The sequence below is a fragment of the Pseudomonas sp. NPDC089406 genome (genome assembly GCF_044900265.1).
Classification (GTDB): Bacteria; Pseudomonadota; Gammaproteobacteria; order Pseudomonadales; family Pseudomonadaceae; genus Aquipseudomonas; species Aquipseudomonas fakonensis.
Genome location: NZ_JBJDNC010000006.1, coordinates 35,199 through 60,896 on the forward strand (window position 1 = coordinate 35,199; position 25,698 = coordinate 60,896).

22 protein-coding genes and 2 tRNA genes are annotated in these 25,698 nt (G+C 62.1%); 4 read left to right on the forward strand and 20 right to left on the reverse strand.

The window, feature by feature from the left end:
* Positions 1-55: 55 nt before the first annotated feature.
* Complete coding sequence (locus ACI2KK_RS05985; RefSeq protein ID WP_404668245.1) at positions 56-2,992, forward strand: DUF748 domain-containing protein; 2,937 nt, start codon at positions 56-58, stop codon at positions 2,990-2,992.
* A 259-nt stretch (positions 2,993-3,251) separates the two neighbouring features.
* Here ACI2KK_RS05985 and ACI2KK_RS05990 read toward each other — a convergent pair whose 3' ends face one another.
* Entirely contained in the window at positions 3,252-3,665 is a 414-nt protein-coding gene (locus tag ACI2KK_RS05990) for a VOC family protein (RefSeq protein ID WP_404668246.1), read from the reverse strand.
* Between the two features lie 61 nt (positions 3,666-3,726).
* On the opposite strand from ACI2KK_RS05990, the gene ACI2KK_RS05995 reads away from it, so the two are divergent.
* Positions 3,727-4,029: a putative quinol monooxygenase gene (locus tag ACI2KK_RS05995; protein ID WP_404668247.1), complete on the forward strand. Its 303-nt coding sequence runs from the start codon at positions 3,727-3,729 to the stop codon at positions 4,027-4,029.
* Between the two features lie 285 nt (positions 4,030-4,314).
* Here ACI2KK_RS05995 and ACI2KK_RS06000 read toward each other — a convergent pair whose 3' ends face one another.
* The gene (locus tag ACI2KK_RS06000) at positions 4,315-4,665 is read right to left on the reverse strand and encodes a BON domain-containing protein (protein ID WP_217887683.1); all 351 of its coding nucleotides are present in this window, start codon (positions 4,663-4,665) and stop codon (positions 4,315-4,317) included.
* A 285-nt stretch (positions 4,666-4,950) separates the two neighbouring features.
* On the opposite strand from ACI2KK_RS06000, the gene ACI2KK_RS06005 reads away from it, so the two are divergent.
* Entirely contained in the window at positions 4,951-5,397 is a 447-nt protein-coding gene (locus ACI2KK_RS06005; RefSeq protein WP_404668248.1) for a hypothetical protein, read from the forward strand.
* A 203-nt stretch (positions 5,398-5,600) separates the two neighbouring features.
* Here the strand turns inward: ACI2KK_RS06005 and pnp are convergent, their stop codons facing one another.
* The 15 genes from pnp to rlmE all read right to left on the reverse strand — a co-directional run bounded on the left by pnp (position 5,601) and on the right by rlmE (position 20,965).
* Entirely contained in the window at positions 5,601-7,706 is a 2,106-nt protein-coding gene (gene pnp / locus ACI2KK_RS06010; RefSeq protein WP_404668249.1) for a polyribonucleotide nucleotidyltransferase, read from the reverse strand.
* 249 nt (positions 7,707-7,955) lie between these two features.
* Positions 7,956-8,225 (reverse strand): 30S ribosomal protein S15, encoded by a 270-nt coding sequence (gene rpsO, locus ACI2KK_RS06015; protein WP_110735089.1) that lies wholly within the window; start codon positions 8,223-8,225, stop codon positions 7,956-7,958.
* Between the two features lie 150 nt (positions 8,226-8,375).
* Positions 8,376-9,293, reverse strand: coding sequence for a tRNA pseudouridine(55) synthase TruB (gene truB / locus ACI2KK_RS06020; RefSeq protein WP_217887681.1), 918 nt, complete (start codon positions 9,291-9,293; stop codon positions 8,376-8,378).
* 3 nt (positions 9,294-9,296) lie between these two features.
* Entirely contained in the window at positions 9,297-9,695 is a 399-nt protein-coding gene (rbfA, locus tag ACI2KK_RS06025; protein WP_025340699.1) for a 30S ribosome-binding factor RbfA, read from the reverse strand.
* 117 nt (positions 9,696-9,812) lie between these two features.
* The gene (infB, locus tag ACI2KK_RS06030) at positions 9,813-12,350 is read right to left on the reverse strand and encodes a translation initiation factor IF-2 (RefSeq protein ID WP_404668250.1); all 2,538 of its coding nucleotides are present in this window, start codon (positions 12,348-12,350) and stop codon (positions 9,813-9,815) included.
* Between the two features lie 27 nt (positions 12,351-12,377).
* The gene (gene nusA / locus ACI2KK_RS06035; RefSeq protein WP_217841723.1) at positions 12,378-13,859 is read right to left on the reverse strand and encodes a transcription termination factor NusA; all 1,482 of its coding nucleotides are present in this window, start codon (positions 13,857-13,859) and stop codon (positions 12,378-12,380) included.
* A gap of 59 nt (positions 13,860-13,918) precedes the next feature.
* The gene (gene rimP, locus ACI2KK_RS06040) at positions 13,919-14,377 is read right to left on the reverse strand and encodes a ribosome maturation factor RimP (protein ID WP_217843515.1); all 459 of its coding nucleotides are present in this window, start codon (positions 14,375-14,377) and stop codon (positions 13,919-13,921) included.
* A 128-nt stretch (positions 14,378-14,505) separates the two neighbouring features.
* Positions 14,506-14,582, reverse strand: a tRNA-Met gene (locus tag ACI2KK_RS06045).
* A 99-nt stretch (positions 14,583-14,681) separates the two neighbouring features.
* A tRNA-Leu gene (locus ACI2KK_RS06050) sits at positions 14,682-14,767 on the reverse strand.
* A 20-nt stretch (positions 14,768-14,787) separates the two neighbouring features.
* Positions 14,788-15,186 (reverse strand): preprotein translocase subunit SecG, encoded by a 399-nt coding sequence (gene secG, locus ACI2KK_RS06055; RefSeq protein ID WP_404668251.1) that lies wholly within the window; start codon positions 15,184-15,186, stop codon positions 14,788-14,790.
* 4 nt (positions 15,187-15,190) lie between these two features.
* Entirely contained in the window at positions 15,191-15,946 is a 756-nt protein-coding gene (gene tpiA / locus ACI2KK_RS06060; RefSeq protein WP_404668252.1) for a triose-phosphate isomerase, read from the reverse strand.
* Positions 15,947-16,012: 66 nt separating this feature from the next.
* Complete coding sequence (glmM, locus tag ACI2KK_RS06065) at positions 16,013-17,353, reverse strand: phosphoglucosamine mutase (RefSeq protein ID WP_404668253.1); 1,341 nt, start codon at positions 17,351-17,353, stop codon at positions 16,013-16,015.
* A gap of 16 nt (positions 17,354-17,369) precedes the next feature.
* Positions 17,370-18,221: a dihydropteroate synthase gene (gene folP / locus ACI2KK_RS06070; protein WP_404668254.1), complete on the reverse strand. Its 852-nt coding sequence runs from the start codon at positions 18,219-18,221 to the stop codon at positions 17,370-17,372.
* A gap of 8 nt (positions 18,222-18,229) precedes the next feature.
* Complete coding sequence (gene ftsH, locus ACI2KK_RS06075; protein WP_217841718.1) at positions 18,230-20,137, reverse strand: ATP-dependent zinc metalloprotease FtsH; 1,908 nt, start codon at positions 20,135-20,137, stop codon at positions 18,230-18,232.
* A 201-nt stretch (positions 20,138-20,338) separates the two neighbouring features.
* A complete protein-coding gene (rlmE, locus tag ACI2KK_RS06080) occupies positions 20,339-20,965 on the reverse strand; it encodes a 23S rRNA (uridine(2552)-2'-O)-methyltransferase RlmE (protein ID WP_217841717.1) in 627 nt (208 codons plus the stop codon).
* A gap of 102 nt (positions 20,966-21,067) precedes the next feature.
* On the opposite strand from rlmE, the gene yhbY reads away from it, so the two are divergent.
* Positions 21,068-21,376 carry a ribosome assembly RNA-binding protein YhbY gene (yhbY, locus tag ACI2KK_RS06085; RefSeq protein ID WP_060509368.1) on the forward strand — a complete coding sequence of 103 codons (309 nt, stop codon included), beginning with the start codon at positions 21,068-21,070 and terminating at the stop codon, positions 21,374-21,376.
* Between the two features lie 153 nt (positions 21,377-21,529).
* On the opposite strand, the gene ACI2KK_RS06090 is transcribed toward yhbY, so the two are convergent.
* Genes ACI2KK_RS06090 through carB form a run of 3 tightly spaced genes read right to left on the reverse strand, consistent with a single transcriptional unit; the run spans position 21,530 to position 25,648 of the window.
* Positions 21,530-21,970 (reverse strand): MFS transporter, encoded by a 441-nt coding sequence (locus ACI2KK_RS06090; RefSeq protein WP_404668255.1) that lies wholly within the window; start codon positions 21,968-21,970, stop codon positions 21,530-21,532.
* Positions 21,948-22,430, reverse strand: coding sequence for a transcription elongation factor GreA (greA, locus tag ACI2KK_RS06095; RefSeq protein WP_217841715.1), 483 nt, complete (start codon positions 22,428-22,430; stop codon positions 21,948-21,950). Before greA ends, ACI2KK_RS06090 begins: the two co-directional genes overlap by 23 nt.
* Complete coding sequence (gene carB / locus ACI2KK_RS06100; RefSeq protein ID WP_404668256.1) at positions 22,427-25,648, reverse strand: carbamoyl-phosphate synthase large subunit; 3,222 nt, start codon at positions 25,646-25,648, stop codon at positions 22,427-22,429. The genes greA and carB overlap by 4 nt, the downstream gene beginning before the upstream one ends.
* Positions 25,649-25,698: the final 50 nt, after the last annotated feature.

Below are 25,698 nucleotides of genomic sequence, written 5' to 3' on the forward strand. Positions count from 1 at the left end.
CCCATTTAACGTGCCATACTCCAAGCACTCCAGCCTGATACAGACGATGCGACACATGCCCAAAGGATTGACCCGCGCCGTCGGCGCCCTGCTGGCCCTCGTGGCCCTGTACAGCCTGCTCGGCTTCCTCATACTTCCCGGCATTGCCCTGCGCATCGCCAACCAGCAACTGGCCCAGTACGCCACGCTGCCGGCCCACCTGCAGCGCATCGAACTCAACCCGTTCAGCCTCGAGCTGACCCTGTGGGGCCTGCAGATCGGCGAGCCCGGCAAGGAGCAGGTGGGCTTCGAACGCCTGTACGCCAACCTGTCGCTGGACAGCCTGTGGACCAAGGCCCTGCACCTGGACGCAGTAGAGCTGGACAAGCCGCGCACCGAGCTGTTGTTCGCCAAGGACGGCAGCCTCAACCTGACCCAGCTGTTCAAACTGCCGCCCAGCGAGCCCAAGGCCGACGAGCCGCCCAGTGACCCGTTCCCGCTGCGCATCGGCAGCATCAAGCTCAACGAAGGCTACCTGCACTTCGAAGACCTGCGCCCCAGCGAGCCGATCGAGTTCCTCTACGACGCGATGAACCTTGAGCTGAAAAACCTCAGCACTCTGCCCAACGACAACGCCGACATGACCCTGGTGGCCAACGGCCCGAATGGCGGGCGTATCGACTGGAGCGGCACCCTGAGCCTGGCGCCGATCGCCTCCGAGGGCACCTTGAAAGTCGCCGACGGCAAGATGAAGCTGTTCTGGCCCTATGTGCGCGACGCCGTGCCGCTGGTGCTCGAGGACGGTGTGGTGAACCTCGAAACCCACTACAAGCTCAACCTCGCCAAAGACACCGAGCTGCTGCTGGACAACGTCCAGTTGCGCGTCGCCCCCTTCGCCATCAAGGCCCCGGACGGCCGCCCACTGGCGCGCCTGGCCAGCCTTGAGGTGAGTGAAACCTCCATTGACCTGGCCAAGCAGCTGGTCACCGTCGGCAAGGTGCGCAGCGAGAAGCTGGAAACCTGGGCGGCGCTGGAAAAGGACGGCCAGCTCGACTGGCAGAAACTGTTCGCCAGCCAGCCAGCCAAGGCCACGCCTAAAGAAAAAGCCGAGCCTGCCGCCGCCGAACCGAGCGACAAGGAGAAGGCCGCCAAGGCGCCCAGCAAGCCCTGGCAGGTGCTGCTCAAGGATGTGCAGGCGCGCAACTACCTGGTGCACCTGGCCGACCGCAGCCAGAAGGAGCCGGTGGCGCTGGACGTCGGCCCGCTCAACCTCGATTTGCAGAATTTCGACAGCCTCAACCAGTCGCCCTTCACCCTCAAGCTCGACACCGGCGTGGGCAAGCAGGGCAAATTGCAGGCGGCCGGCCAGGTCAACCTGGCGCCGGTCAGCGCCAAGCTGGATGTGGCCACCCGCGACATCGACCTGCGCGTGGCCCAGGCCTACATCAGCCCGTTCATCCGCCTGGAGCTGCGCAGCGGCATGCTCTCCAGCGACTTGAAAGTCGACCTGAAGAACACCGCACCGCTGGCCTTCGCCATCACCGGCAAGGCTCAGGTCAACCAGTTGCACACCCTCGACACCATCAAGAACCGCGACTTCGTCAAATGGCAGCAGGTCAACGTCGATGGCCTGTCATACGTGCACGGCGACGCCCTGTCGATCGACAAGGTTACCCTGCTGCAGCCCTATGCCCGCTTCATCATCAACGAAGACCGCACCACCAACGTCGATGACTTGCTGATCCCGCAACCGGCCGGGGCCCCGGCCACCAGCCAGAAACCGGCCACCAGCAAAAGTGCCGACAAGCCACTGGGCATTCTCATCGGCCAGATCAACATCAACGACGGCTCGGCCAACTTCGCCGACCTCACTCTCACCCCCAACTTCGCCACGGCCGTGCAGCAGCTCAATGGCCAGATCGGCACCATCGACAACCGCAAGTCGGTGCCGGCCAAGGTCGACGTGAAGGGCAAGGTGGACCGCTATGCGCCGGTGACCATCAAAGGCGCGCTCAACCCGTTCAACCCGCTGGCCAGCCTGGATATCGCCACCAGCTTCAAGCGCGTCGAGCTGACCACCCTGACCCCCTACTCCGGCAAGTTTGCGGGCTTTCGCATCCGCAAGGGGCGGCTGAACCTCGACTTGCACTACCTGATCACCAACGGCCAGCTCAAGGCCGAGAACAAGGTGGTGGTGGAGCAGCTGCAACTGGGTGAGAAGGTCGACAGCCCCGACGCGGTGGACCTGCCGATTCGCCTGGCCATCGCACTGCTTAAAGATACCGAGGGCAAGATCTCCATCGAGCTGCCGGTAACGGGTGATCTGAACAACCCGCAGTTCAGCGTGATGCCGATCGTCTGGCAGACCCTGCGCAACCTGGTGCTGCGCGCAGCCCAGGCGCCGTTCAAGCTGCTCGGCGGACTGATCGCCGGTGGCGGCGCCGAGGACCTTGGCAACGTGTCGTTCGCCGCAGGCTCCAGCGACCTCACCCCCGACGCCCAGGGCGCCCTCGACAAGCTGGCCTCGGCGCTCAAGGAGCGCCCAGAGCTGCGCCTGGAGATCGAAGGCACCGCCGCCCAGGCCAGCGATGGCCCGCTGATCGCCCAGCAGCGCCTGGAGCGTGAATACCAGGCCACCTGGTACAAGATCCTGCAGCGGCGCGGCGACAAGGTACCGGCCAATGCCTCGCTGCTGGTGGTGGACGACAGCGACAAGCCGGCGATGCTCGAAGGCATCTACCGCAACCGTCTGAAACAGCAGCCACCGGCCGAATGGCAGCAACTTAGCCGCGACGAGCGTAGCGCCAAGCTGCGCGAGGCGGTGATCAAGTCGTGGGCCGAGAGCGCCGTGTTGCTGCGCAACCTGGGCCAGGAACGGGCCAGCAGCATCAAGGACTACCTGGTCGACAAGGGCCAGCTCGAAGACGACCGCGTGTACTTCATCGACGCCACCCTCGGCCAGCCAGAAAGCGATGGCCGGGTGGTAACGCCGATGCACCTGGATGCCGAGTAAGCGCTTATCGCAAGCTTCGTCAGTGCCCACAGGATTGTGCGTAACTCGAACAGCGCACTGTGCCTGTGGGAGCGGCTTCAGCCGCGAACACCGGCAGAGCCGGTGCCATACACCGCGTCGCTCGCTTCGCGGCTAAGGCCGCTCCCACAGGGATTGCATAAGCTTAAAGCCAGTGCCGTACCTGTAGGAGCCGGCTTGCCGGCGATGAGGCCGGTTCAGGCAGCACAAGACAGTTGCTCCCACAGGATAGCCGCTGGTTTCAAGCCAGGCGCTGCCCCGACACCGACGGGTGATACAGCGGCTGCACCTTGTTGCCCGCCGGGTCCAGCAAATGGAAACTGCGCGCCCCGTCACCATGGTTGAACGGGCGGTCCAGCAGGGTCACACCGCAGGCCTTGAAGTACTGGTACCAGGCCTCCAGCTCCTCCACGCTGTCGACGATGAAACCGTAATGGTCCAGGGTCTGGAAGCCATTGGCCGCCATCGCCCCGCGCCCCAGCGACAGGTTGTCGTTGCCGCAGGTGAGGTACACCAGGTCTTCGTTGGCGCGGTTCAACACCTGCATGCCCAGCACATCGACGTAGAAGCGCTCGCACTCCTCCAGGTTGGGTACCAGCAGGGCGATATGGCGCAGGCCATTCAGGCGGCCCGGGCGGCTGGGTAGATCGGACATGGGTAGCACTCCTGTTTTTGTATACAATTCACAATAGAATTTAAAACAAAAGGAGTGATCTGTGTACAGCCTGTTTATCAAGACCCGGGTAAAGCCCGGCAGCGCCGACGCCTTCCTCACCGCCATCCAGGCCAACGCCGCAGCTTCAGTGGCCACCGAGCCGGGTTGCCTGGTGTTCGATGTGTCCCAGGACCGCGAAGACCCTGACGTGATCTACCTGTACGAGATCTACCAGGATGACGCGGCCTACGAGGCCCACACCCTGACCGCGCATTTTCGCGACAGCCGGCCGCTGGTGGCGCCGCTGATCGTCGAGCAGGTGTATTACGAGAGTGAGGTGGTGGCGCGCAACCCGGTCAATTGAGCATCCTGCGGCTGCGCAGCCTGTGCCGGCCTCATCGCCGGCAAGCCGGCTCCTACAGGTACGGCACTGGCCTGAAGCTAGTGCAATCCCTGTGGGAGCGGGTTTACCCGCGAAGCAGGCGACGCGGTGGCTGGCACCGGCTATGCCGGTGTTCGCGGCTAAAGCCGCTCCTACAGGGCCCTGCAAGCCAGCAAGATCGGGCTCGACAACAAACAAGAACCCCGGCAGATGCCGGGGTTTTTGCGGGATAGGTTGGCCAATTCCTTTTGGCCGACGGGACATTCCTTAATCGGCTTTCAGGCCATCAGCCGAGACGGCCTGTACGCCCTTGATCTTCTTGGCGATGGCCACGGCCATCTCTTTCTGCGCATCGGTGATGGCAACATCCGAGGACAGCGAAACCACGCCTTTGTTGGTTTCAACCTTGATGTCGCTGCCTGGCACGCCTTTCTCGGTCATCAGGTCAGCCTTCACCTTGGTGGTGATCCAGGTGTCGGAAGTGGCTTCCTTGGCTTTGGTCACCTCACCGGCCGCCAGCTGCATCGGGGCCTGGGTGGACTGCTGGGCGAATGCCGCGTTAGCCATGGTCAGGGTCAGAGCGGTAGCAGTAGCGGCAGCAATGGCGAACTTCTTCATGTGGGTCACTCCTGTTGTTCGAAAGGTCTGCGCCGTGGTTTTTGGCGGCAGGTAATAGATAGATTGCACGCCACGTGCCAGCTTTTGCGTTTCGCTTGTTCCCTTTTAAAACAATGAGTTAGGAATAATCCAAGAGATAACCGGTCGTGCAATTTGCAATCCGGGCCGGTTTGCTACGTGCAAGATGCAAGTGCGCCTGGCAGCTGTTCGGCGCAGCCGGGTATAAGATTGCCCAGCGGCCCAGCAACGGGTCGATTGATCGCGCAAGGAGTGCAGAGGTAGCTGATGAGAAGCAGAATTCTTGCAGGTAGCAGCCGTCGCATCTGGCTGGCCGCCTCGCTTTTGGGCAATGCAGTGTTGCTCGGCAACCTCTCCTGGGGCCCGACCACCTCGCCGATCTCAACCCGCGTGCCTTTGCGCATCGAAGCCCCCGTGGATGACGGCAACAACTACGTGCTCCCGCCCGGCACCAGCCTGTACCCCGACAAGGCCTTTGCCGAAGGGCATCAGCGCTACATCCTGTACCTGTACCACAAGGGCGTCATCGCCCATGAAGACGTCCCGATGCAGGCGCAGTACGCAGGCAGGCTGATCAACCCGCTGTGGTTGTCGGATATCGACACGCAGAACGCCGGCAAGCCTGTGCCGAGGAAGGAAGATGTGTTGGCCGCCCTTCGCGCGAATACCCTCAGCCGGGATGAGCTGGCCGACATTCTGCGCTCACAGCCTTAAGCCAGCCCTGCAAAAAACGCAGGCATAAAAAAACCCCTCGGTGATAGTGCCGCCGGGGCTGCCTTGCAGCCCATCGCCGGCAAGCCGGCTCCTACAGGGAACGCGATCTTCTGTAGGAGCCGGCTTGCCAGCGATGGGCCGCAAAGCGGCCCCGGTTACAGCACTACCCCCGAGGGGTCCTTGCATTCAGCCCGAAGGCCGAATCAGACGCCCGATGCCTTGGCAGCGGCAACGTCCTTGATCGACAGCTTGATACGGCCGCGGTTGTCCACGTCCAGTACCAGTACTTCAACTTCCTGGCCTTCTTTGAGGATGTCGGTGACTTTCTCGACGCGAGCATCGCTCAGCATGGAGATGTGCACCAGGCCGTCCTTGCCCGGCAGGATGTTGACGAAGGCGCCGAAGTCGACGATGCGCTCGACCTTGCCGACGTAGATCTTGCCAATCTCGGCCTCTGCGGTGATACCCAGGATGCGCTGCTTGGCAGCCTCTGCCGCTTCCTTGGTTTCGCCGAAGATCTTGATCGAGCCATCGTCTTCGATGTCGATCGAAGCCTTGGTCTCTTCGCAGATGGCGCGGATGGTGGCGCCGCCTTTACCGATGACGTCACGGATCTTGTCGGTGTCGATCTTCATCGCGATCATGGTCGGGGCGTTGGCCGACAGCTCGGTACGCGACTCGCCGATGATCTGGTTCATCTGGCCGAGGATGTTCAGGCGCGCTTCCAGGGCCTGGCCCAGGGCGATTTCCATGATCTCTTCGGTGATGCCGTTGATCTTGATGTCCATCTGCAGTGCGGTAACGCCTTTGGCGGTACCGGCAACCTTGAAGTCCATGTCGCCCAGGTGGTCTTCGTCACCGAGGATGTCGGTGAGGATGGCGAACTTCTCGCCTTCCTTGACCAGGCCCATGGCGATACCGGCAACCGGCGCCTTCATCGGTACACCGGCGTCCATCAGGGCCAGCGAAGCACCGCAGACCGAAGCCATGGAGCTGGAACCGTTGGATTCGGTGATTTCCGACACGACACGGATGGTGTAGGGGAACACGTCAGCGGCCGGCAGCATGGCCTGGACCGAACGGCGGGCCAGACGGCCGTGGCCGATTTCGCGACGGCCAGCACCGCCCATGCGGCCACACTCGCCCACCGAGAACGGCGGGAAGTTGTAGTGCAGCATGAAGGGGTCTTTCTTCTCGCCTTCGAGGGTGTCCAGCAGCTGGGCATCACGGGCGGTACCGAGGGTGGCAACCACCAGGGCCTGGGTTTCACCGCGGGTGAACAGGGCCGAGCCGTGGGTCTTGGGCAGCACACCGACTTCGATGTTCAGCGGGCGCACGGTCTTGGTGTCGCGGCCGTCGATACGTGGCTTGCCGTTGACGATGTTTTCGCGAACGGTGCGGTATTCGATTTCGCCGAAGATCTCTTTGACTTCGCCGGCCGATGGCTGGCCTTCTTCGCCGGAGAACTTGGCGATGGCCTGGTCACGCAGCTCGCCCAGGCGCGCATAGCGGTCAGCCTTGACGGTGATGGTGTAGCCCTGGGAAACGGCTTCGCCGAACTCAGCGCGGATGGCGTTGAACAGCTCGGTGTTGGCAACGGCTGGTTTCCAGTCCCAGGTCGGCTTGGCAGCTTCGGCAGCCAGCTCTTTGACCGCCTTGATCACGGCCTGGAATTCGTCGTGGGCGAACAGTACGGCGCCCAGCATCTGGTCTTCGGTCAGCTCTTGGGCTTCCGACTCAACCATCAGTACAGCAGACTCGGTACCGGCCACGACCATGTCCAGGCTCGAAGCCTGCAGCTGCTCGTAGGTCGGGTTCAGCAGGTAACCGGTGCTTTCGTGGAAGGCAACGCGGGCAGCGCCGATCGGGCCTTCGAACGGAATGCCGGAGATCGCCAGGGCAGCCGAGGTACCGATCATCGCGGCGATGTCCGGGTCGGTCTTCTTGCTGGTCGAAACCACGGTGCAGACAACCTGCACTTCGTTCATGAAGCCTTCCGGGAACAGCGGGCGGATCGGGCGGTCGATCAGGCGTGAGGTCAGGGTCTCTTTCTCGGAAGGACGGCCTTCACGCTTGAAGAAACCACCTGGGATCTTGCCGGCGGCGTAGGTTTTTTCCTGGTAGTGCACGGACAGCGGGAAGAAGCCCTTGCCCGGGTCGGCTTGCTTGGCACCGACCACGGTCACCAGCACGGTGACGTCGTTGTCGACGGTAACCAGCACGGCGCCGGTTGCCTGACGGGCAATGCGGCCCGTTTCGAGAGTAACGGTCGATTGACCGAACTGGAATTTCTTGATTACCGGGTTCACGGTTTCCTACCTTTTCAGTGGCTCTTGGGGGAACTGGTTCTTGCGAATTCTTGGGCAGAACGGGGAATCGGCCCCATTGACCGTCCAGATACAACACGAGGCTGGGAGCCTGGCGCCAAGCGGAACAATCCGCTCAACATTGCCAGGCTGCCAACCTCGGAGATACGCGTGGCGTGCCCGACGACAATGCTGCGAAGCAGCATAGCCGAAGCTTGCGACACGCCATGCACACCACTGACCAGGCCGCTATTAGCGACGCAGGCCCAGGCGACCGATCAGGGCGCTGTAACGAGTGGTGTCTTTGCCCTTCAGGTAGTCCAGCAGCTTACGACGCTGGTTAACCATGCGAATCAGGCCACGACGCGAGTGGTGGTCTTTTTCGTTGGCCTTGAAGTGGCCTTGCAGCTTGTTGATGTTGAAGGTCAGCAGGGCAACCTGAACTTCCGGGCTACCGGTGTCGCCTTGGGCTTGCTGATAGTCTGCAACGATTTGGGCTTTTTCTTCGACGCTGAGGGCCATTTGGCTTCTCCTGATAAACGGAACCCGCAAGCGGGGTCCAATAGGCCAGGGACTGGATCCCTGTATTAATAAAAAGAGTAATGACCGTGCCTACTGACAGCCATCCTCAAGTCCGCAGGGCAAAGCGTTGACCTCGCCCTGTGGGTTCGGTCATTCCGACCGAATCAGCCGACGCGGCGCAATGCGCCCGTCTTCGCTCACTTCACCGATACCGATGAAGCGACCATTGTGATCCTGCACCCGGACCATGCCGAACTGTGGGGCATCCGGGGCGCGTACTGCCTGGCCATGCAGCCAGTAAAACGAACTGTGCTCGGACAACAGCACCAGCGGCCAGTCCTGCAGCCCGCTGTCGGACGGCATCAGGAAGCGATCGAGCGCTTCGTTGCCACCTTCGGCGTGGGCCGCTTCGAGCTCTTCGAGCGTGACGGTCTGCGCCAGTTCGAAGGGGCCTGCCTGGGTACGGCGCAATTCGGCGACGTAGGCACCACAGCCCAACGCCTCGCCCATATCCTCGACCAGCGTACGAATATAGGTGCCTTTGCTGCAGCCAACCGACAGGCGTGCACGGGTGCCTTCGCACTCGAGCAGTTCAAGCCGGCCAATAGTAACAGAACGCGCCTCGCGCTCCACTACTTCCCCTGCACGCGCCAGTTTATACAGCGGCTGGCCATCGCGCTTGAGGGCCGAGTACATCGGCGGTATCTGCTGGATCTGCCCGCGAAAACGCGGGATCACCGCCTCGATATCGGCGCGACCAACGGTCACCTCACGGGTTTTCAGGACTTCGCCTTCAGCATCCCCGGTGGTGGTGGTCTGGCCCATCTGCATCACTGTCTCGTAGCCCTTGTCGGAATCGAGCAGGTACTGCGAGAACTTGGTGGCTTCACCGAAGCACAGCGGCAGCACGCCACTGGCCAACGGGTCGAGGCTGCCGGTGTGGCCGGCCTTTTCCGCGTTGAGCAACCAGCGAACTTTTTGCAGCGCGGCGTTGGAGGTGAACCCCAGCGGCTTGTCGAGCAGGATGATGCCGCTGACGTTGCGGCGGATACGTTTGACCTGGGCCACCGCTTACTCCTCGGCGTCCGGCTTGTCGGCATCCTTGTGCAGACGGTCTTCGGCGACCGCGCGCTCGATCAGTGCCGACAGGTGGACACCGCGGCTGACGCTTTCGTCGAAGTGGAAGTGCAGTTGCGGCACGCTGCGCAGTTGCATCGAGCGGCCCAGGTGCAGGCGCAGGAAGCTCGCGGCACTGTTCAGGGCCTTGAGCGACTGCTGCACGGCGTCCGGGGTTTCTTCGCCCATGACGGTGATGAACACCTTGGCGTGGCCCAGGTCGCGGCTGACGTCGACGGCGGTGATGGTCACAAGGCCCACACGTGGGTCCTTGACTTCGCGGCGGATCAGCTCGGCCAGCTCACGCTGCATCTGATCGCCAATGCGTTGGGTACGGCTATATTCTTTGGCCATTCTGGCTACCTGTAACTTAAAGCGGCAAACGCCCGGTCAAGCTTCTGGCCTGACCGGGCGCTGCCTGCAGAGACGCTGCCAACCGCCCTGCAACGGGGGTTGGCAACGGGCTCACCCTTACAGGGTACGAGCCACCTGGACTTTCTCGAAGACTTCGATCTTGTCGCCGACCTTGACGTCGTTGTAGCTCTTGACGCCAATACCGCACTCCATGCCGTTACGCACTTCGGCAGCATCGTCCTTGAAGCGACGCAGCGATTCCAGCTCGCCTTCGAAGATCACCACGTCGTCGCGCAGTACGCGGATCGGACGGTTGCGGTACACAGTACCTTCGATGACCATACAGCCGGCGATGGCGCCGAACTTCGGCGAACGGAACACGTCGCGCACTTCGGCCACGCCCAGGATGTTCTCGCGAACATCGCTGCCGAGCATGCCGGTCAGGGCCTTCTTGACGTCTTCGATGATGTCATAGATCACGTTGTAGTAACGCATATCCAGACCTTCCTGCTCGACGATCTTGCGCGCACCGGCATCGGCACGCACGTTGAAGCCGAACAGCACCGCGTTCGAGGCCAGTGCCAGGTTGGCGTCGCTCTCGGTGATACCACCGACGCCGCCACCGATCACGCGAACCTGAACTTCGTCGTTGCCCAGGCCGCCGAGCGAACCCTGCAGCGCCTCGAGCGAACCACGCACATCGGTCTTGAGGACGATGTTGAGGGTCTTCTTCTCTTCCTGACCCATGGTCTCGAAGATGTTTTCCAGCTTGCCGGCGTGAGCGCGGGCCAGCTTGACCTCACGGAACTTGCCTTGACGGAACAGGGCAACTTCACGGGCTTTCTTCTCGTCGGCAACCACCGACATCTCTTCGCCAGCGTCGGGAGTACCGTCCAGGCCAAGGATTTCGACCGGGATCGACGGGCCGGCTTCTTTCACCGGCTTGCCGTTCTCGTCGAGCATGGCGCGCACGCGGCCATAGTTGGAGCCGACCAGGACCATGTCGCCCTGACGCAGGGTACCGTCCTGAACCAGGATGGTAGCCACCGGGCCGCGGCCCTTGTCCAGGCGCGATTCGACCACGACACCACGACCAGGTGCGGTCGGGGTGGCCTTGAGTTCGAGGATCTCGGCCTGCAGCAGAACGGCTTCGAGCAGCTCGTCGACGCCGGTACCCATCTTCGCCGAAACCTTGACGAACGGAGTGTCACCACCCCAGTCCTCGGAGGTCACGCCTTCGACGGACAGCTCGTTGCGGATGCGGTCCAGGTCTGCACCTGGCTTGTCGATCTTGTTCACTGCAACGACCAGCGGCACGCCAGCAGCTTTCGCGTGCTGTACGGCTTCGCGGGTCTGCGGCATCACGCCGTCGTCCGCCGCCACCACCAGGATAACGATGTCGGTGGCCTTGGCACCACGGGCACGCATCTGGGTAAACGCAGCGTGGCCCGGGGTATCGAGGAAGGTGACCATGCCACGGTCGGTTTCGACGTGGTAGGCACCGATGTGCTGGGTGATACCGCCGGCTTCGCCAGCAGCAACCTTGGCGCGACGGATGTAGTCGAGCAGCGAGGTCTTACCGTGGTCAACGTGGCCCATGACGGTCACGACCGGAGCACGCGACTCGGTCTGGCCTTCGAACTTCAGCGATTCGGCCAGGGAGTCTTCCAGGGCGGTGTCGCTGACCAGGGTGACCTTGTGGCCCAGCTCTTCGGCGACCAGCTGAGCGGTTTCCTGGTCGAGCACCTGGTTGATGGTGACCGGGGTACCCAGCTTGAACATGAACTTGACCACTTCAGCGCCCTTGACGGACATCTGGTTGGCCAGCTCGGAAACCGTGATGGTTTCGCCGATGGTGACGTCACGGATGACGGGACCGGTCGGGTTCTGGAAGCCGTGCTGGTTGCGCTTCTTGCCTTTGCCCTTGCCGCCGCGACGACGGAAGCCATCGCTTTCTTCGTCGGTGGTACGGGGGGCTGCGCGTGGAGTCGGAGCCTTTTCCTTCTCCTTGACCTTGACCTTGACCGACATGCGCGGCGCATCGCCACGGCCGGCGGCAGCCGGGCCACCACCGCGACGGTCGTCGTCACGGGAACGGCTTTCGTTGCGGCGGGTCTCGTCTTTTTTGCGCTCGGCAGCACGGGCGGCGGCGTCTTCGGACACCGGCGCGTTGGCCACTACCGGGGCAGCAACCGGAGCCGGCTCGGCCTTCGGCGCGGGCGCAGCGGCCGGGGCCTCGGCGGCCTGACGGCGTGCCTGCTCCTCGTTGCGCTGACGCACTTCGGCCTCGACCTTCTCGCGCGCGGCGTTTTCAGCGGCGCGGCGCTCTTCCTGCTCGCGTTTCTGCTCAGCCTGGATCTCTTCCGGGCTGCGCTGCACGAATACTTTCTTCTTGCGTACTTCTACGCTGATGCTCTTGCTACCGGCGACACGCAGCGTGCTGGTGGTTTTGCGCTGCAAGGTAATCTTGCGCGGCTCTTCCGCCTTGCTCTTGTGGCTGCTCTTCAAATGAGTCAGCAGGGTCTGCTTCTCATTGTCGGTCACTACCTGACCGGCGTCGGTGTGCGGCAGACCTGCCTCACGCATCTGCTGCAGCAGGCGCTCTACCGGTGCCTCGACCTCTTGGGCCAGTTCTTTCACCGTGACTTGCGTCATGCACTTCTCTCCTCAGGCCGCGCCTAATTACTCGAACCAGTGGGCTCGGGCGGCCATGATCAACTTGCCGGCACGCTCTTCGTCGATGCCGTCGATGTCGAGCAGATCGTCGATCGACTGCTCGGCCAGGTCTTCGCGGTTAACCACGCCGCGCACCGCCAGTTCGGCCGCCAGGTCTTTGTCCATGCCCTCGAGGGAGAGCAGGTCTTCAGCCGGATGGGCGTCTGCCAGTTTTTCTTCGGTAGCGATGGCCTTGGTCAACAAACGGTCCTTGGCTCGAGCGCGGAGCTCATTGACGATATCCTCGTCAAAGCCATCGATGTTGAGCATTTCTTCCAACGGTACGTAGGCAATTTCTTCGAGGCTGGTGAAGCCTTCGTCGACCAGCACTTGTGCCAGCTCCTCGTCGACTTCCAGTTCATCGATGAAATTGCGCAGGATGTCGCCGGTTTCAGCCTGTTGCTTGGCCTGGATGTCCTTCTCGGTCATCACGTTCAGGGTCCAGGCGGTCAGCTGGCTGGCCAGACGGACGTTCTGGCCGCCACGGCCGATAGCCTGGGCCAGGTTGTCCTCGGCAACGGCGATATCCATCGCATGGGCGTCCTCGTCAACGATGATCGCGGCAACCTCTGCCGGCGACATGGCGTTGATGACGAACTGCGCCGGGTTCTCGTCCCACAGGACGATATCCACACGCTCACCACCCAACTCGCCGGATACGGCCTGGACGCGCGAACCACGCATGCCGATACAGGCACCTTGCGGGTCGATGCGCTTGTCCTTCGAGCGGACGGCGATCTTGGCACGCGAACCCGGATCACGGGAGGCGGCCATGACTTCGATGAGGCCTTCGGCGATTTCCGGCACTTCGATGCGGAACAGCTCGATCAGCATCTGTGGCGCGGTGCGCGACAGGATCAGCTGCGGGCCGCGGTTCTCGGTGCGGATTTCCTTGAGCAGCGCACGCAGGCGCACGCCGACACGGAAGGTCTCACGGGGAATGATGTCTTCGCGGGCCAGCAACGCTTCGGCGTTGTTGCCCAGGTCGACGATGACGTTGTCGCGGGTGACCTTTTTCACGGTACCGGAGATGATCTCGCCCACGCGCTCGCGGTAGGCATCGACCACCTGGGCGCGCTCGGCCTCGCGGACCTTCTGCACGATGACCTGCTTGGCGGTCTGCGCGGCGATGCGGCCGAATTCGATCGACTCGATCTTCTCTTCGATCACGTCACCGACCTTGGCGTCCGGGTGCGTGTCCTGGATTTTTTCCAGCCAGGTCTCGATCGCCGGGTCATCCAGGTCGTTTTCATCGACCACGGTCCAGCGGCGGAAGGTCTCGTAGCTACCGGTGTGGCGGTTGATTTCCACACGCAGGTCGACTTCGTCCTCAAAACGTTTTTTGGTCGCAGTGGCCAGGGCCACTTCCAGCGCTTCGAAAATGACGCCGGGCGGTACACCTTTCTCGTTGGATACCGATTCAACAACCAGCAGTACTTCTTTGCTCATCGTACGCCTCGCCTTGCGCAAGCCATTGGGCCCGGAATATCCGCCGGGCCCGGCACGTCTCAGTCAAAACTGGGAATAATATTGGCCTTGTCGATCGAGTCGATCGGCAGCAGGAACTCATGACTGTCCACCTGGACCACCACATCCTGCTCCTCCACACCGCGGAGAAGGCCCTGGAAGTTACGACGCCCTTCAAAAGGCGTGCGCAGCTTGATCTTCACTTGTTCGCCGGCATGCGAGGCAAACTGTTCCAGAGTGAACAGCGGGCGATCCATGCCTGGAGAGGACACCTCGAGGGTATATTCACTGCTGATCGGATCTTCCACGTCGAGGATGGCGCTGGCCTGACGGCTGACCGCTTCGCAGTCCTCCACCAGAATGCCGCCTTCCTTGTCGATATAGACGCGCAGTACCGAATGCTTGCCCTGAGAGACGTATTCGATCCCCCAGCACTGATAGCCCAGACCCTCGACAACCGGGGCCAACAAGGCCTGCAACTGTTCTAGCTTGCTCGACACCTGAACCCCCTCGTGCATGCTGTGCAAATAAAAAATGGGCGAAACGCCCATCCCTGAAAGCGCCGTTGGACAACGACGCCAAAACTGTCGGCTAGCAAAAAGCCCCTTAAAAGGGGCTTTGCTAAAACTGGTTGCGGGGGCTGGATTTGAACCAACGACCTTCGGGTTATGAGCCCGACGAGCTACCAAGCTGCTCCACCCCGCGACAAAGCTGGGGCGAAAGTATAAGACCGAACCCTGTACAGGGTCAATCCGACCTCCACCTGCAAGAAAGCCCGCTCAAAGCGGGCTCTCATGCTTCAATTGGTACCGAGAAGGGGACTCGAACCCCTACACCCTATGGGCACAACCACCTCAAGGTTGCGTGTCTACCAATTCCACCACCTCGGCAATACTACTTTTGAAACCCGTTACTTCTGCTCTTGAGCCGGAGGAGGTACATCACCAGAGTTAGGGGTGGTTTCGCTCTTCTGCTGTTGGAGCACCGGTACGTCATCATTAACTGCCGGTTTTTGCTGCTCTTTAACTTCAAGCACCGCGGGATCTGGAAGACCGGCTTGGCCAAGCTGGTGAGCTTGTTGCTTCGCGAAGTATCCTAACCCAAGTGCTGTCAAAAAGAAAGTGGCAGCGAGTATAGCAGTCAATTTACTTAGGAACGTTGCAGAGCCTTGGCTCCCGAACACAGTATTAGAAGCACCTGCGCCGAAAGATGCACCTGCTTCGGCACCTTTACCCTGTTGCAGCAGAACCAGCACTACCAGCGACAGCGCTGCCAACAGATGAAAAACAACGATAACTGTTTCCAGCATTTGTTCAGTTTCCTGCGGCGCGACAAATTGCACCGAATTCGTCTGCGTTCAGGGACGCTCCACCAATGAGCCCCCCATCGATATCCGGCATGCCGAACAGTTCGGCCGCATTGGCCGCCTTCACGCTGCCGCCGTAGAGAAGCTGCACGTTACCGGCAACTTCAGCGTCCTTCGCTGCCAGCTGCTTGCGGATGGCGGCGTGCACATCCTGGGCTTGCTGGGGCGAGGCCGTCAAACCAGTACCAATGGCCCAAACAGGCTCATAGGCAATGACCGCATTGGCAAAAGCCTTGATACCGAAGGTGTCGATAACACTGCTTAGTTGACGCCCTACAACTTCCAGCGTCTTGCCTGCCTCGCGCTCTTCGAGAGTTTCCCCTACACAGAGCACCGGCGTCAAACCACTTTTCTGAGCGGCTGCAAACTTCTGATTCAGCACTTCGTCACTTTCGCCGATAAGCTGGCGACGTTCGGAATGGCCAATCAAGACCAACTTGCAACCCACTTCAGCCAACTGACTCGGTGCAACTTCGCCGGTCAGCGCGCCTTGTTCAGGCTGTATTGCAGAATTCTGTGCACCTACGATGATCCCCTTGCCTTTCAGCCCATCGACGACTTCGTTGATGAACAGGGCCGGTGGAAACACCGCAACTTCGATACCGTCGGGAACGAGCATCTCGCTCAAACCCTGGGTCAGCTCAGCGACGCTGGCGCGGGTACCGTGCATCTTCCAGTTACCAGCTACCATGGGGCGACGCATGCTTTACCTCGTCGGTCAAAGTGGGCGCAGATCTTACCCAACCCGATCTGCGCTGGCAAGCCTCTTTCAGGCACAAACTTCTGCGACCAGCCTGGCCAGGGTTTCGGCATGGCCGCGCACCTGGCCTTCGTCATCACCCTCGACCATCACCCGCACCAGCGGCTCGGTACCGGACTTGCGCAGCAGCACGCGACCACGGCCGGCCATGGCCTCGGTGGCCTTGCTACTGGCCTCCTGGACCAACGGGTTTTGCAGCGGGTCGTCCTTGCCGGCCTCGAAGCGCACGTTGATCAGCACCTGCGGGCACTTGCGCACGTTCTGGCGGGCCTGGGCGAGGTTTTCGCCGCGGCGCTTGAGCGCCATCAGCACCTGCAGCGCGGCGATGATCGCATCACCGGTGGTGGTGTGGTTGCAGCACACCACGTGCCCGGAGTTCTCGCCACCCAGCAGCCAGTCGCGCTCGAGCAGCTCGGCCATCACGTAGCGGTCGCCGACCTTGGCCCGCACGAACGGGATGTCCAGCTCCTTGAACGCAAGCTCCAGGCCCAGGTTGCTCATCAGGGTACCAACCACGCCGCCCTGCAACTTGCCACGGTCGTGCAGGTCGCGGCCGATGATGTACAGCAGCTCGTCACCGTCGACGATGGCGCCGGTGTGGTCGACCATCAACACGCGGTCGCCATCACCGTCGAAGGCAATGCCCAGGTCGGCATGGCCCACCAGCACGGCAGCCTGCAGCGATTCGATATGGGTCGAGCCGCAGTTTTCGTTGATATTCAGGCCATCGGGTGCTGCATGCAGCACGGTAACCTCGGCGCCCAGCTCGCGGAACACGCTGGGGGCGACCTTGTAGGTGGCGCCGTGGGCGCAGTCGACCACGATCTTCAGCCCGGCGAAGCTGGTGCTGGTAGGCACGCTGCTCTTGCAGAACTCGATGTAACGGCCCGCAGCATCGTTGATGCGCGACACTTTGCCCAACTTGCCTGACTCGACCACAGTCATCGGCTGGTCGAGCAATTCCTCGATCATCAGCTCGACTTCGTCCGGCAGCTTGGTGCCGTTGCCGGAGAAGAACTTGATGCCGTTGTCGTCGTGCGGGTTGTGCGAGGCACTGATGACGATGCCGGCTTCGGCGTGGAAGGTGCGGGTCAGGTAGGCGATGGCGGGCGTGGGCATCGGGCCCAGCAGCAGCACGTCGGCGCCGGCGGCGGACAAGCCAGCCTCGAGCGCGGACTCGAACATGTAGCCCGAGATCCGCGTGTCCTTGCCCACCAGTACGCGGCAGTTGCCATGCTTGCGGAAGGCCATGCCTGCGGCCCAGCCGAGTTTCAGCATGAAGTCCGGGGTGATGGGAAACTGGCCAACGCGGCCACGGATACCATCGGTACCAAAGTATTTTCTGCTCATAGGGACTCCAGTGTTCTTATTCGGCGCTCTGTACAGCGGCGATCATGCGTACCACGTCGACGGTCTCGGCCACATCGTGCACGCGCAGGATGCTCGCACCCTTGGTCATGGCCAATGCGGCCAAGGCCAGGCTGCCGTACAACCGCTCGTCGACCGGGCGGTTCAGGGTGAGGCCGATCATGCTCTTGCGCGATACCCCCACCAGCAATGGCCGGCCCAAGCGGTAGAGCGCTTCCATGTGCTTGAACAGGCTCAGGTTGTGCGCCAGAGTCTTGGCGAAACCGAAGCCTGGGTCGAGGATGATGCGCTCGGCAGCAATGCCCGCAGCCGCACAGGCCGCCATGCGCTGCTCCAGGTAGCGCCCGACATCGGCGGTTACGTCGTCGTAGTGCGGGTTGTCCTGCATGTTACCCGGCTCGCCGCGCATGTGCATCAGGCACACCGGCAGGCCGGTATCGGCTGCCGCGTCCAGCGCACCGTCACGCTCCAGGGCGCGCACGTCGTTGATCAGGCCGGCGCCCAAGCGGGCCGACTCGCGCATGACTGCTGGCGTTGAGGTATCGACCGAGATGACCACGTCCAGGCGGCTGTTGATCGCCTCGACCATTGGCGCGACGCGTTCCAGCTCCTCGGTGGGCGACACCGCACGCGCACCGGGGCGAGTGGACTCGCCGCCAATATCGATCAGCGTGGCACCGGCCGCCACCATCGCTTCGGCGTGGCGCAGGGCTTCGTCACGCTGACTGAAGCGACCGCCATCGGAGAACGAGTCGGGGGTGATATTGAGAATGCCCATGACATGGGTACGGGACAAATCAAGAACCCGGTTGCCGCAAGGCAACCGGGTCGGGTACTGCTGTGAGGTCATAGAAAGCCTTAGTGCTGTGCAGCTGGCCCGCCGATCGGCGATTCCGGACGGTCACCCTGGGAGGCCTGGTTGCCAGAAGTACCGGCATCGTTGTCCCAGTCGCGCGGCTCGCGCGGGGTGCGGCCAGCCATGATGTCGTCGATCTGGTCGGCATCGATGGTTTCGTACTTCATCAAGGCCTCGGCCATGGCGTCGAGCTTGTCACGGTTGTCGGTGAGGATCTGCTTGGCCGTGGCGTAGCACTGGTCGATGATGCTGCGCACCTCGGAGTCAATCAGCTTGGCGGTCTCGCCCGACACACTGGCGTGCTGGCTGCCGGCACTGCGACCGAGGAACACTTCGCCCTCTTCTTCGGCGTACATCAGCGGGCCGAGCTTCTCGGACAGGCCCCACTTGGTGACCATGTTCCGGGCGATCTGGCTGGCACGCATGATGTCGTTGGAGGCACCGGTGGTGACGCCATCGAAGCCCAGGGTCATTTCTTCGGCGATACGGCCACCGTACAGCGAGCAGATCTGGCTGATCAGAGCGCGCTTGGACAGGCTGTAGCGGTCCTCTTCAGGCAGGAACATGGTCACGCCCAGGGCACGACCGCGCGGGATGATCGACACCTTGTAGACCGGGTCGTGCTCGGGCACGACGCGACCGACGATGGCGTGGCCGGCCTCGTGGTAAGCGGTGTTCTGCTTCTCTTTCTCGGACATGACCATGGTCTTGCGCTCGGCACCCATCATGATCTTGTCTTTGGCCAGCTCGAACTCTTTCATCTCGACCAGACGCTTGCCGGCACGGGCAGCGAACAGCGACGCCTCGTTGACCAGGTTGGCAAGGTCCGCACCGGAGAAGCCAGGGGTACCACGGGCGATGACCGCCGCGTTGACGTTTTCGCCCAGTGGCGCCTTGCGCATGTGCACTTTCAGAATTTGCTCGCGGCCACGGATGTCCGGCAGGCCGACCACCACCTGGCGGTCGAAGCGGCCCGGGCGCAGCAGCGCAGGGTCGAGTACGTCCGGGCGGTTGGTGGCGGCGATGACGATGATGCCATCGTTCATCTCGAAGCCGTCCATCTCCACCAGCAACTGGTTGAGGGTTTGCTCACGCTCGTCGTGACCACCGCCCATGCCGGCGCCACGGTGGCGACCAACAGCGTCGATCTCGTCGATGAAGATGATGCACGGTGCGTGCTTTTTAGCCTGCTCGAACATGTCGCGCACACGGCTGGCACCCACGCCGACGAACATCTCGACGAAGTCGGAACCGGAAATGGTGAAGAACGGCACCTTGGCTTCGCCGGCAATGGCCTTGGCCAGCAGGGTTTTACCGGTACCGGGCGGGCCGACCATCAGCACGCCACGCGGGATGCGGCCACCCAGGCGCTGGAACTTGCCCGGGTCACGCAGGAATTCGACCAGCTCGCCGACTTCTTCCTTGGCCTCGTCGCAACCGGCGACGTCAGCCAGGGTGGTTTTCACCTGGTCTTCGGACAGCAGGCGCGCCTTGCTCTTGCCGAAGCTCATCGGGCCGCCCTTGCCGCCCGCTCCGCCCTGCATCTGGCGCATGAAGAACATGAACACGGCGATGATCACCAGGATCGGGAAGCTGGCGACCAGCAGTTGCGTCCAGATGCTCTGCTGCTCAGGTTGCTTGCCTTCGACGGTGACGTGGTTGTCGACCAGGTCGCCAATCAGGCCGTTGTCGGTGATGGCCGGACGGACGGTCTTGAAGTTGTCGCCGTCGGTGCGCTTGCCGGTAATGATGTAGCCGTCGACGGTCACGCGCTCGACCTTGCCATCCTTGACCTGCTGGATGAAGTCGGAATAGTTGAGGGTCTGCGGCTCGTTAGGGCTCGAGAAGTTGTTCATCACCGTCACCAGGACGGCGGCGATGATCAACCAGAGGATCAGATTCTTTGCCATGTCGTTCAATTCGCTACCCTCTGAGGCCGGCGCACGACGCAACCGTGCCTCGCATGATATTCATCGCCCTAACTTACTACATTACCTACGCACACGCAGGCACCGTCTGTAACCCTTTGTGAAAGCTAGACTACACGAAGTTCGGACGATCCTGACGCAGTGGCCGATTGGAAATAACTATCAGCCACCACGCAAAACCGCTCACGCCCCCTTGAATCCTCGCCCCAGCAGGTACTGCTCACGGGAGCGGTCCCGCGACGACGAAGGCTTGCGCATCTGCACCTTGTCGAACTTGCTGCGCACTTCCTTCAGGTAAACGTCGAAACCTTCACCCTGGAAGATCTTGATCAGGAAGTCGCCGCCTGGGCGCAGTACGCGGCTCGCCAGGTCCAGTGCGAGCTCGCAGAGGAACATGGCGCGCGGGATATCCACCGCGGGCGTACCACTCATATTGGGGGCCATGTCGGAAATCACAAGGTCCACGTGCGAATCGCCCACCGCCTGCAGGATTTGCGCAAGCACCTCGTCCTTGGTGAAGTCACCCTGGATGAAGGTCACGTCGGCGATGGCGTCCATTTCCAGGATGTCCGAGGCGATCAGCCGCCCCTGCCCGCCGATCAGACGGCTGGTCACCTGCGACCAGCCACCCGGGGCTGCGCCGAGGTCGATCACGCTCATGCCAGGGCGGATGAGCTTGTCCTTTTCCTGGATCTCCAGCAGCTTGTAACTGGCGCGCGAACGGTAGCCGTCCTTCTGCGCCTGCTTGACGAAGGGGTCGTTGAAATGCTCGCGCAGCCAGTTTGCGCTGCTTTTGGAACGTTGTACCACGGGGCACCTCGATGATATGCGTCGTGTTTGACTGGGCGGAGCCACAGGCCCTCGGGTAAAATGCCCGTCAATTTTACAGAATCAGACGAAAAGGGTCAGATTATGCCGCTCAACAACGAGCAGAAGAAGCAATACAAGTCCATTGGTCATGACCTGAAGCCGGTTCTGATCGTCGCGGGCAATGGTTTGAATGAAGGCGTCGTCGCCGAACTGGAACGCGCCCTGGTCGATCACGAACTGATCAAGGTCGAAATCCGCTCGGAAGACCGTGAAGAACGTGCTGCCGTCATCGCCGAGCTGTGCAAGGCCGGCCGCGCCGAACTGGTGCAGACCATCGGCAAGAAGGCGCTGATCTACCGCAAGAACCCGCAGCCGAACAAGCAGCTGTCCAATATCCACCGTTACAAGTAACGATCGGACGCAGGGCTGAAAGGCCCTGTGGGAGCGGGCTTGCCCGCGAAGCAGCCACCGCGATGGATGGCACGGGCTTCGCCCATGTTCGCGGTGGTCCGGCACTCCGGCAAGCCCGCTCCCACACGTACCGTACAGGCCCGAGATGCCCGGCTAACGCCGCGCCCTCACCGGAACCGGCTGGGCCACCAGCACGATGCCGGAGAAACCCAGCACCAAAAAGCAGAACATCTGCCAGCGCTCGCCCACGGAAATCCCGTAGCGCAGCGTGTAATAACTGATGCAGGCAGCAAAGCCGAGCAGCAGCATCTGGCCGCGAAACTGCCGCCACCAGGCCGCCAGGCCATCCACCCTCGCCAATACCGCCAGCTGCACCAGCAGCCCGAGCATGGCCACGCCGATCAACCAGCGGTCGATCTGCCCGGCCACGTCATGCACCAGCAAGGGCGCAAGACCACTGACTTTCAGCGCCGGCACCAACCCCACGTGGAACACCCAAAGGCCGCCGACCCAGAACACCTGGGCCAGTTGCCAGAGGATACCCTCGAGGGAAGGCGCCCGCAGGCGCCGGTCAGATGTGCTTGACTTCGACAATCTCGTACTCGACCGTGCCGCTTGGCGTCTTGACGACAACAGTGTCGCCCTCTTCCTTGCCAATGATGGCGCGAGCGATCGGCGCACCGGCCGAGAGCTTGCCCTTCTTGATGTCGGCCTCGTCCTCGCCAACGATCTGGTAGGTCACCTGATCGCCGGTTTCGGTGTTTTCCAGGTCCACGGTGGTCCCGAAAATCACCTTGCCGGTGTGGGCGATGGTGGTGACGTCGATCACCACCGAGTTTTGCAGGCGGCCTTCGATGTCACGGATACGCGCCTCGACCATGCCCTGCTCCTCACGGGCGGCATGGTATTCGGCGTTCTCCTTGAGGTCGCCCAGCTCACGGGCCTCGCCGATCGCCTGGCTCAGGCGCGGGCGCTCGGTCTTGCTCAGGAACAGATGCTCTTCTTCCAGGGCGCGAGCGCCCTGGACGGTCATCGGGTACTTGGTAATGCTCATGCTTTGAGTCCTGCATGCAGATCCTGCAGGCGACGAACGGTCTTTTCCGGACCGAATTTCAGCGCCTCGCAGATGGCTTCACCGGCCGCAATGGTGGTGGTGCAGTAGATCTTGTGTTGCAGCGCATTGCGGCGAATCGAGTACGAGTCGGCAATCGACTGGCGGCCTTCGGTGGTGTTGATGATCAGCGACACTTCGTCGTTCTTGATCATGTCGACCACGTGCGGGCGGCCTTCGGTCACCTTGTTCACACGGCGCACTTTCAGGCCGGCCGCTTCGATCACCTTGGCGGTGCCGGCGGTTGCGACCACTTCGAAGCCCAAGGCGATCAGGTCGCGGGCAACGCCAGCCACTTGTGGCTTGTCGTCGTCACGCACGCTGATGAACGCGGTACCACCAGTCGGCAGCACTTCGCTGGCACCCATCTGGGCCTTGGCGAAGGCTTCACCGAAGCTGTCGCCGACGCCCATGACTTCACCAGTGGATTTCATCTCAGGGCCGAGGATCGGGTCAACCCCCGGGAACTTGGCGAACGGGAAGACGGCTTCCTTGACGCTGTAGAAGTTCGGGATAATTTCCTGGGTGAAGCCCAGCTCTTTCAGGGTTTTGCCAGCCATGACGCGGGCCGCGATCATCGCCAGCGAAGTGCCGATGCACTTGGAGACGAACGGCACGGTACGCGAGGCGCGCGGGTTGACTTCGATCACGTAGATCTTGTCGCCCTGCAGGGCCAGCTGCACGTTCATCAGGCCGACAACGCCCAGTTCCAGGGCCATTTTCTTGACCTGAACGCGGACTTCGTCCTGCACTTGCTTGCTCAGCGAGTAAGGCGGCAGCGAGCACGCCGAGTCACCGGAGTGAACGCCGGCCTGTTCGATGTGCTGCATGATCGCGCCGATGACCACGTCGGTACCGTCGCACACCGCATCCACGTCCATCTCGATGGCGCAGTTGAGGAAGTGGTCGAGCAGTACCGGGCTGTCGTTGGACACTTGTACCGCTTCACGCAGGTAGCGCTTGAGCTCGTCCAGTTCGTAGACGATCTCCATGGCGCGGCCGCCCAGTACGTAGGACGGGCGCACCACCAGCGGGTAGCCGATGCTGCCGGCAGCGCGGATGGCTTCATCTTCGCTGCGCACGGTGGCGTTTGGCGGCTGCAGCAGGTTCAGGCGCTGCACCATCTGCTGGAAGCGCTCGCGGTCTTCGGCGCGGTCGATGGCGTCCGGGCTGGTACCGATGATCGGTACGCCGGCTTCTTCCAGGGCGCGGGCCAGTTTCAGCGGGGTCTGGCCGCCGTAGTGGACGATCACGCCTTTGGGTTTTTCGACGCGGCACACTTCCAGCACGTCTTCCAGGGTCAGCGGCTCGAAGTACAGGCGGTCGGAGGTGTCGTAGTCGGTGGAGACGGTTTCCGGGTTGCAGTTGACCATGATGGTCTCGTAACCGTCTTCACGCAGCGCCAGGGCCGCGTGCACGCAGCAGTAGTCGAACTCGATGCCTTGGCCGATACGGTTCGGGCCGCCACCCAGGATCATGATCTTGTCGCGGGTCGACGGATTGGCCTCGCACTCTTCCTCGTAGGTCGAGTACAGGTAGGCGGTGTCAGTGGCGAACTCGGCGGCGCAGGTGTCGACGCGCTTGTACACCGGGAACACTTCGAGCTTGTGGCGGTGACGGCGCAGGTTCTTGTCGGTGATACCCAGCAGCACGGCCAGGCGCTGGTCCGAGAAGCCCTTGCGCTTGAGGCGCAGCATGTAGTCCTTGTCGATCGCCGACAGGGCCAGGGTCTTGACCTTCTCTTCTTCCTTGATCAGGTCTTCCATCTGCACCAGGAACCACAGGTCGATGCCGGTCAGTTCGAAGATTTCTTCGATGGTCATGCCCGAACGCATGGCGTCGGCCACGTACCAGATACGCTCGGCGCCCGGTACGGTCAGCTCGCGCTTGAGGATGCTGGCAGCGTCGGCGCTGGCCAGGTCGACTTTCGGGTCGAGGCCGCAGGCACCGACTTCCAGGCCGCGCAGGGCTTTCTGCAGGGACTCCTGGAAAGTACGGCCGATGGCCATGACTTCACCCACGGATTTCATCTGGGTGGTCAGGCGGGCGTCGGCTTTCGGGAATTTCTCGAAGGCAAAACGCGGCAGCTTGGTGACGACGTAGTCGATCGACGGTTCGAAGGACGCCGGGGTGCGGCCGCCGGTGATGTCGTTCTGCAGTTCGTCGAGGGTGTAGCCGATGGCAAGCTTGGCGGCGATCTTGGCGATCGGGAAGCCGGTGGCTTTCGAAGCCAGGGCGGACGAACGCGATACACGCGGGTTCATCTCGATCACGACCATGCGGCCGGTGTTCGGGCAGATACCGAACTGCACGTTGGAGCCGCCGGTTTCGACACCGATTTCACGCAGCACCGCCAGCGAGGCGTTGCGCATGATCTGGTATTCCTTGTCGGTCAGGGTCTGTGCCGGTGCGACAGTGATCGAGTCACCGGTGTGCACGCCCATCGGGTCGAAGTTCTCGATGGAGCAGACGATGATGCAGTTGTCCTTCTTGTCGCGGACCACCTCCATCTCGTATTCCTTCCAGCCGATCAGCGATTCATCGATCAGCAGCTCCTTGGTCGGCGACAGGTCGAGGCCGCGGGCGCAGATTTCTTCGAACTCTTCACGGTTGTAGGCGATGCCGCCACCGGTGCCGCCCATGGTGAACGACGGGCGGATGATGCACGGGAAGCCGAGCTTCTCGAGCACCGCATTGGCCTCTTCCATGCTGTGGGCGATACCCGAGCGCGGGCACTCGAGGCCGATGTCTTTCATCGCCTTGTCGAAGCGCGAACGGTCTTCGGCCTTGTCGATGGTGTCGGCGTTGGCACCGATCATCTCTACGCCGAACTTCTCCAGAACGCCGTGGCGCTCCAGGTCCAGGGCGCAGTTCAGGGCAGTCTGGCCACCCATGGTCGGCAGGACGGCGTCGGGGCGTTCTTTCTCGATGATCTTGGCCACCGACTGCCACTTGATTGGCTCGATGTAGGTGGCGTCGGCCATGGCCGGGTCGGTCATGATGGTGGCCGGGTTGGAGTTCACCAGGATGACGCGGAAACCTTCCTCGCGCAGGGCTTTGCAGGCCTGGGCGCCGGAGTAGTCGAATTCGCAGGCCTGGCCGATCACGATCGGGCCAGCGCCGAGAATCAGGATGCTTTTGATGTCTGTACGTTTTGGCATGGTTGTCACTCAAATCCGCGGGTCAGTCGGCAAGCCGTCTTGAACAATCT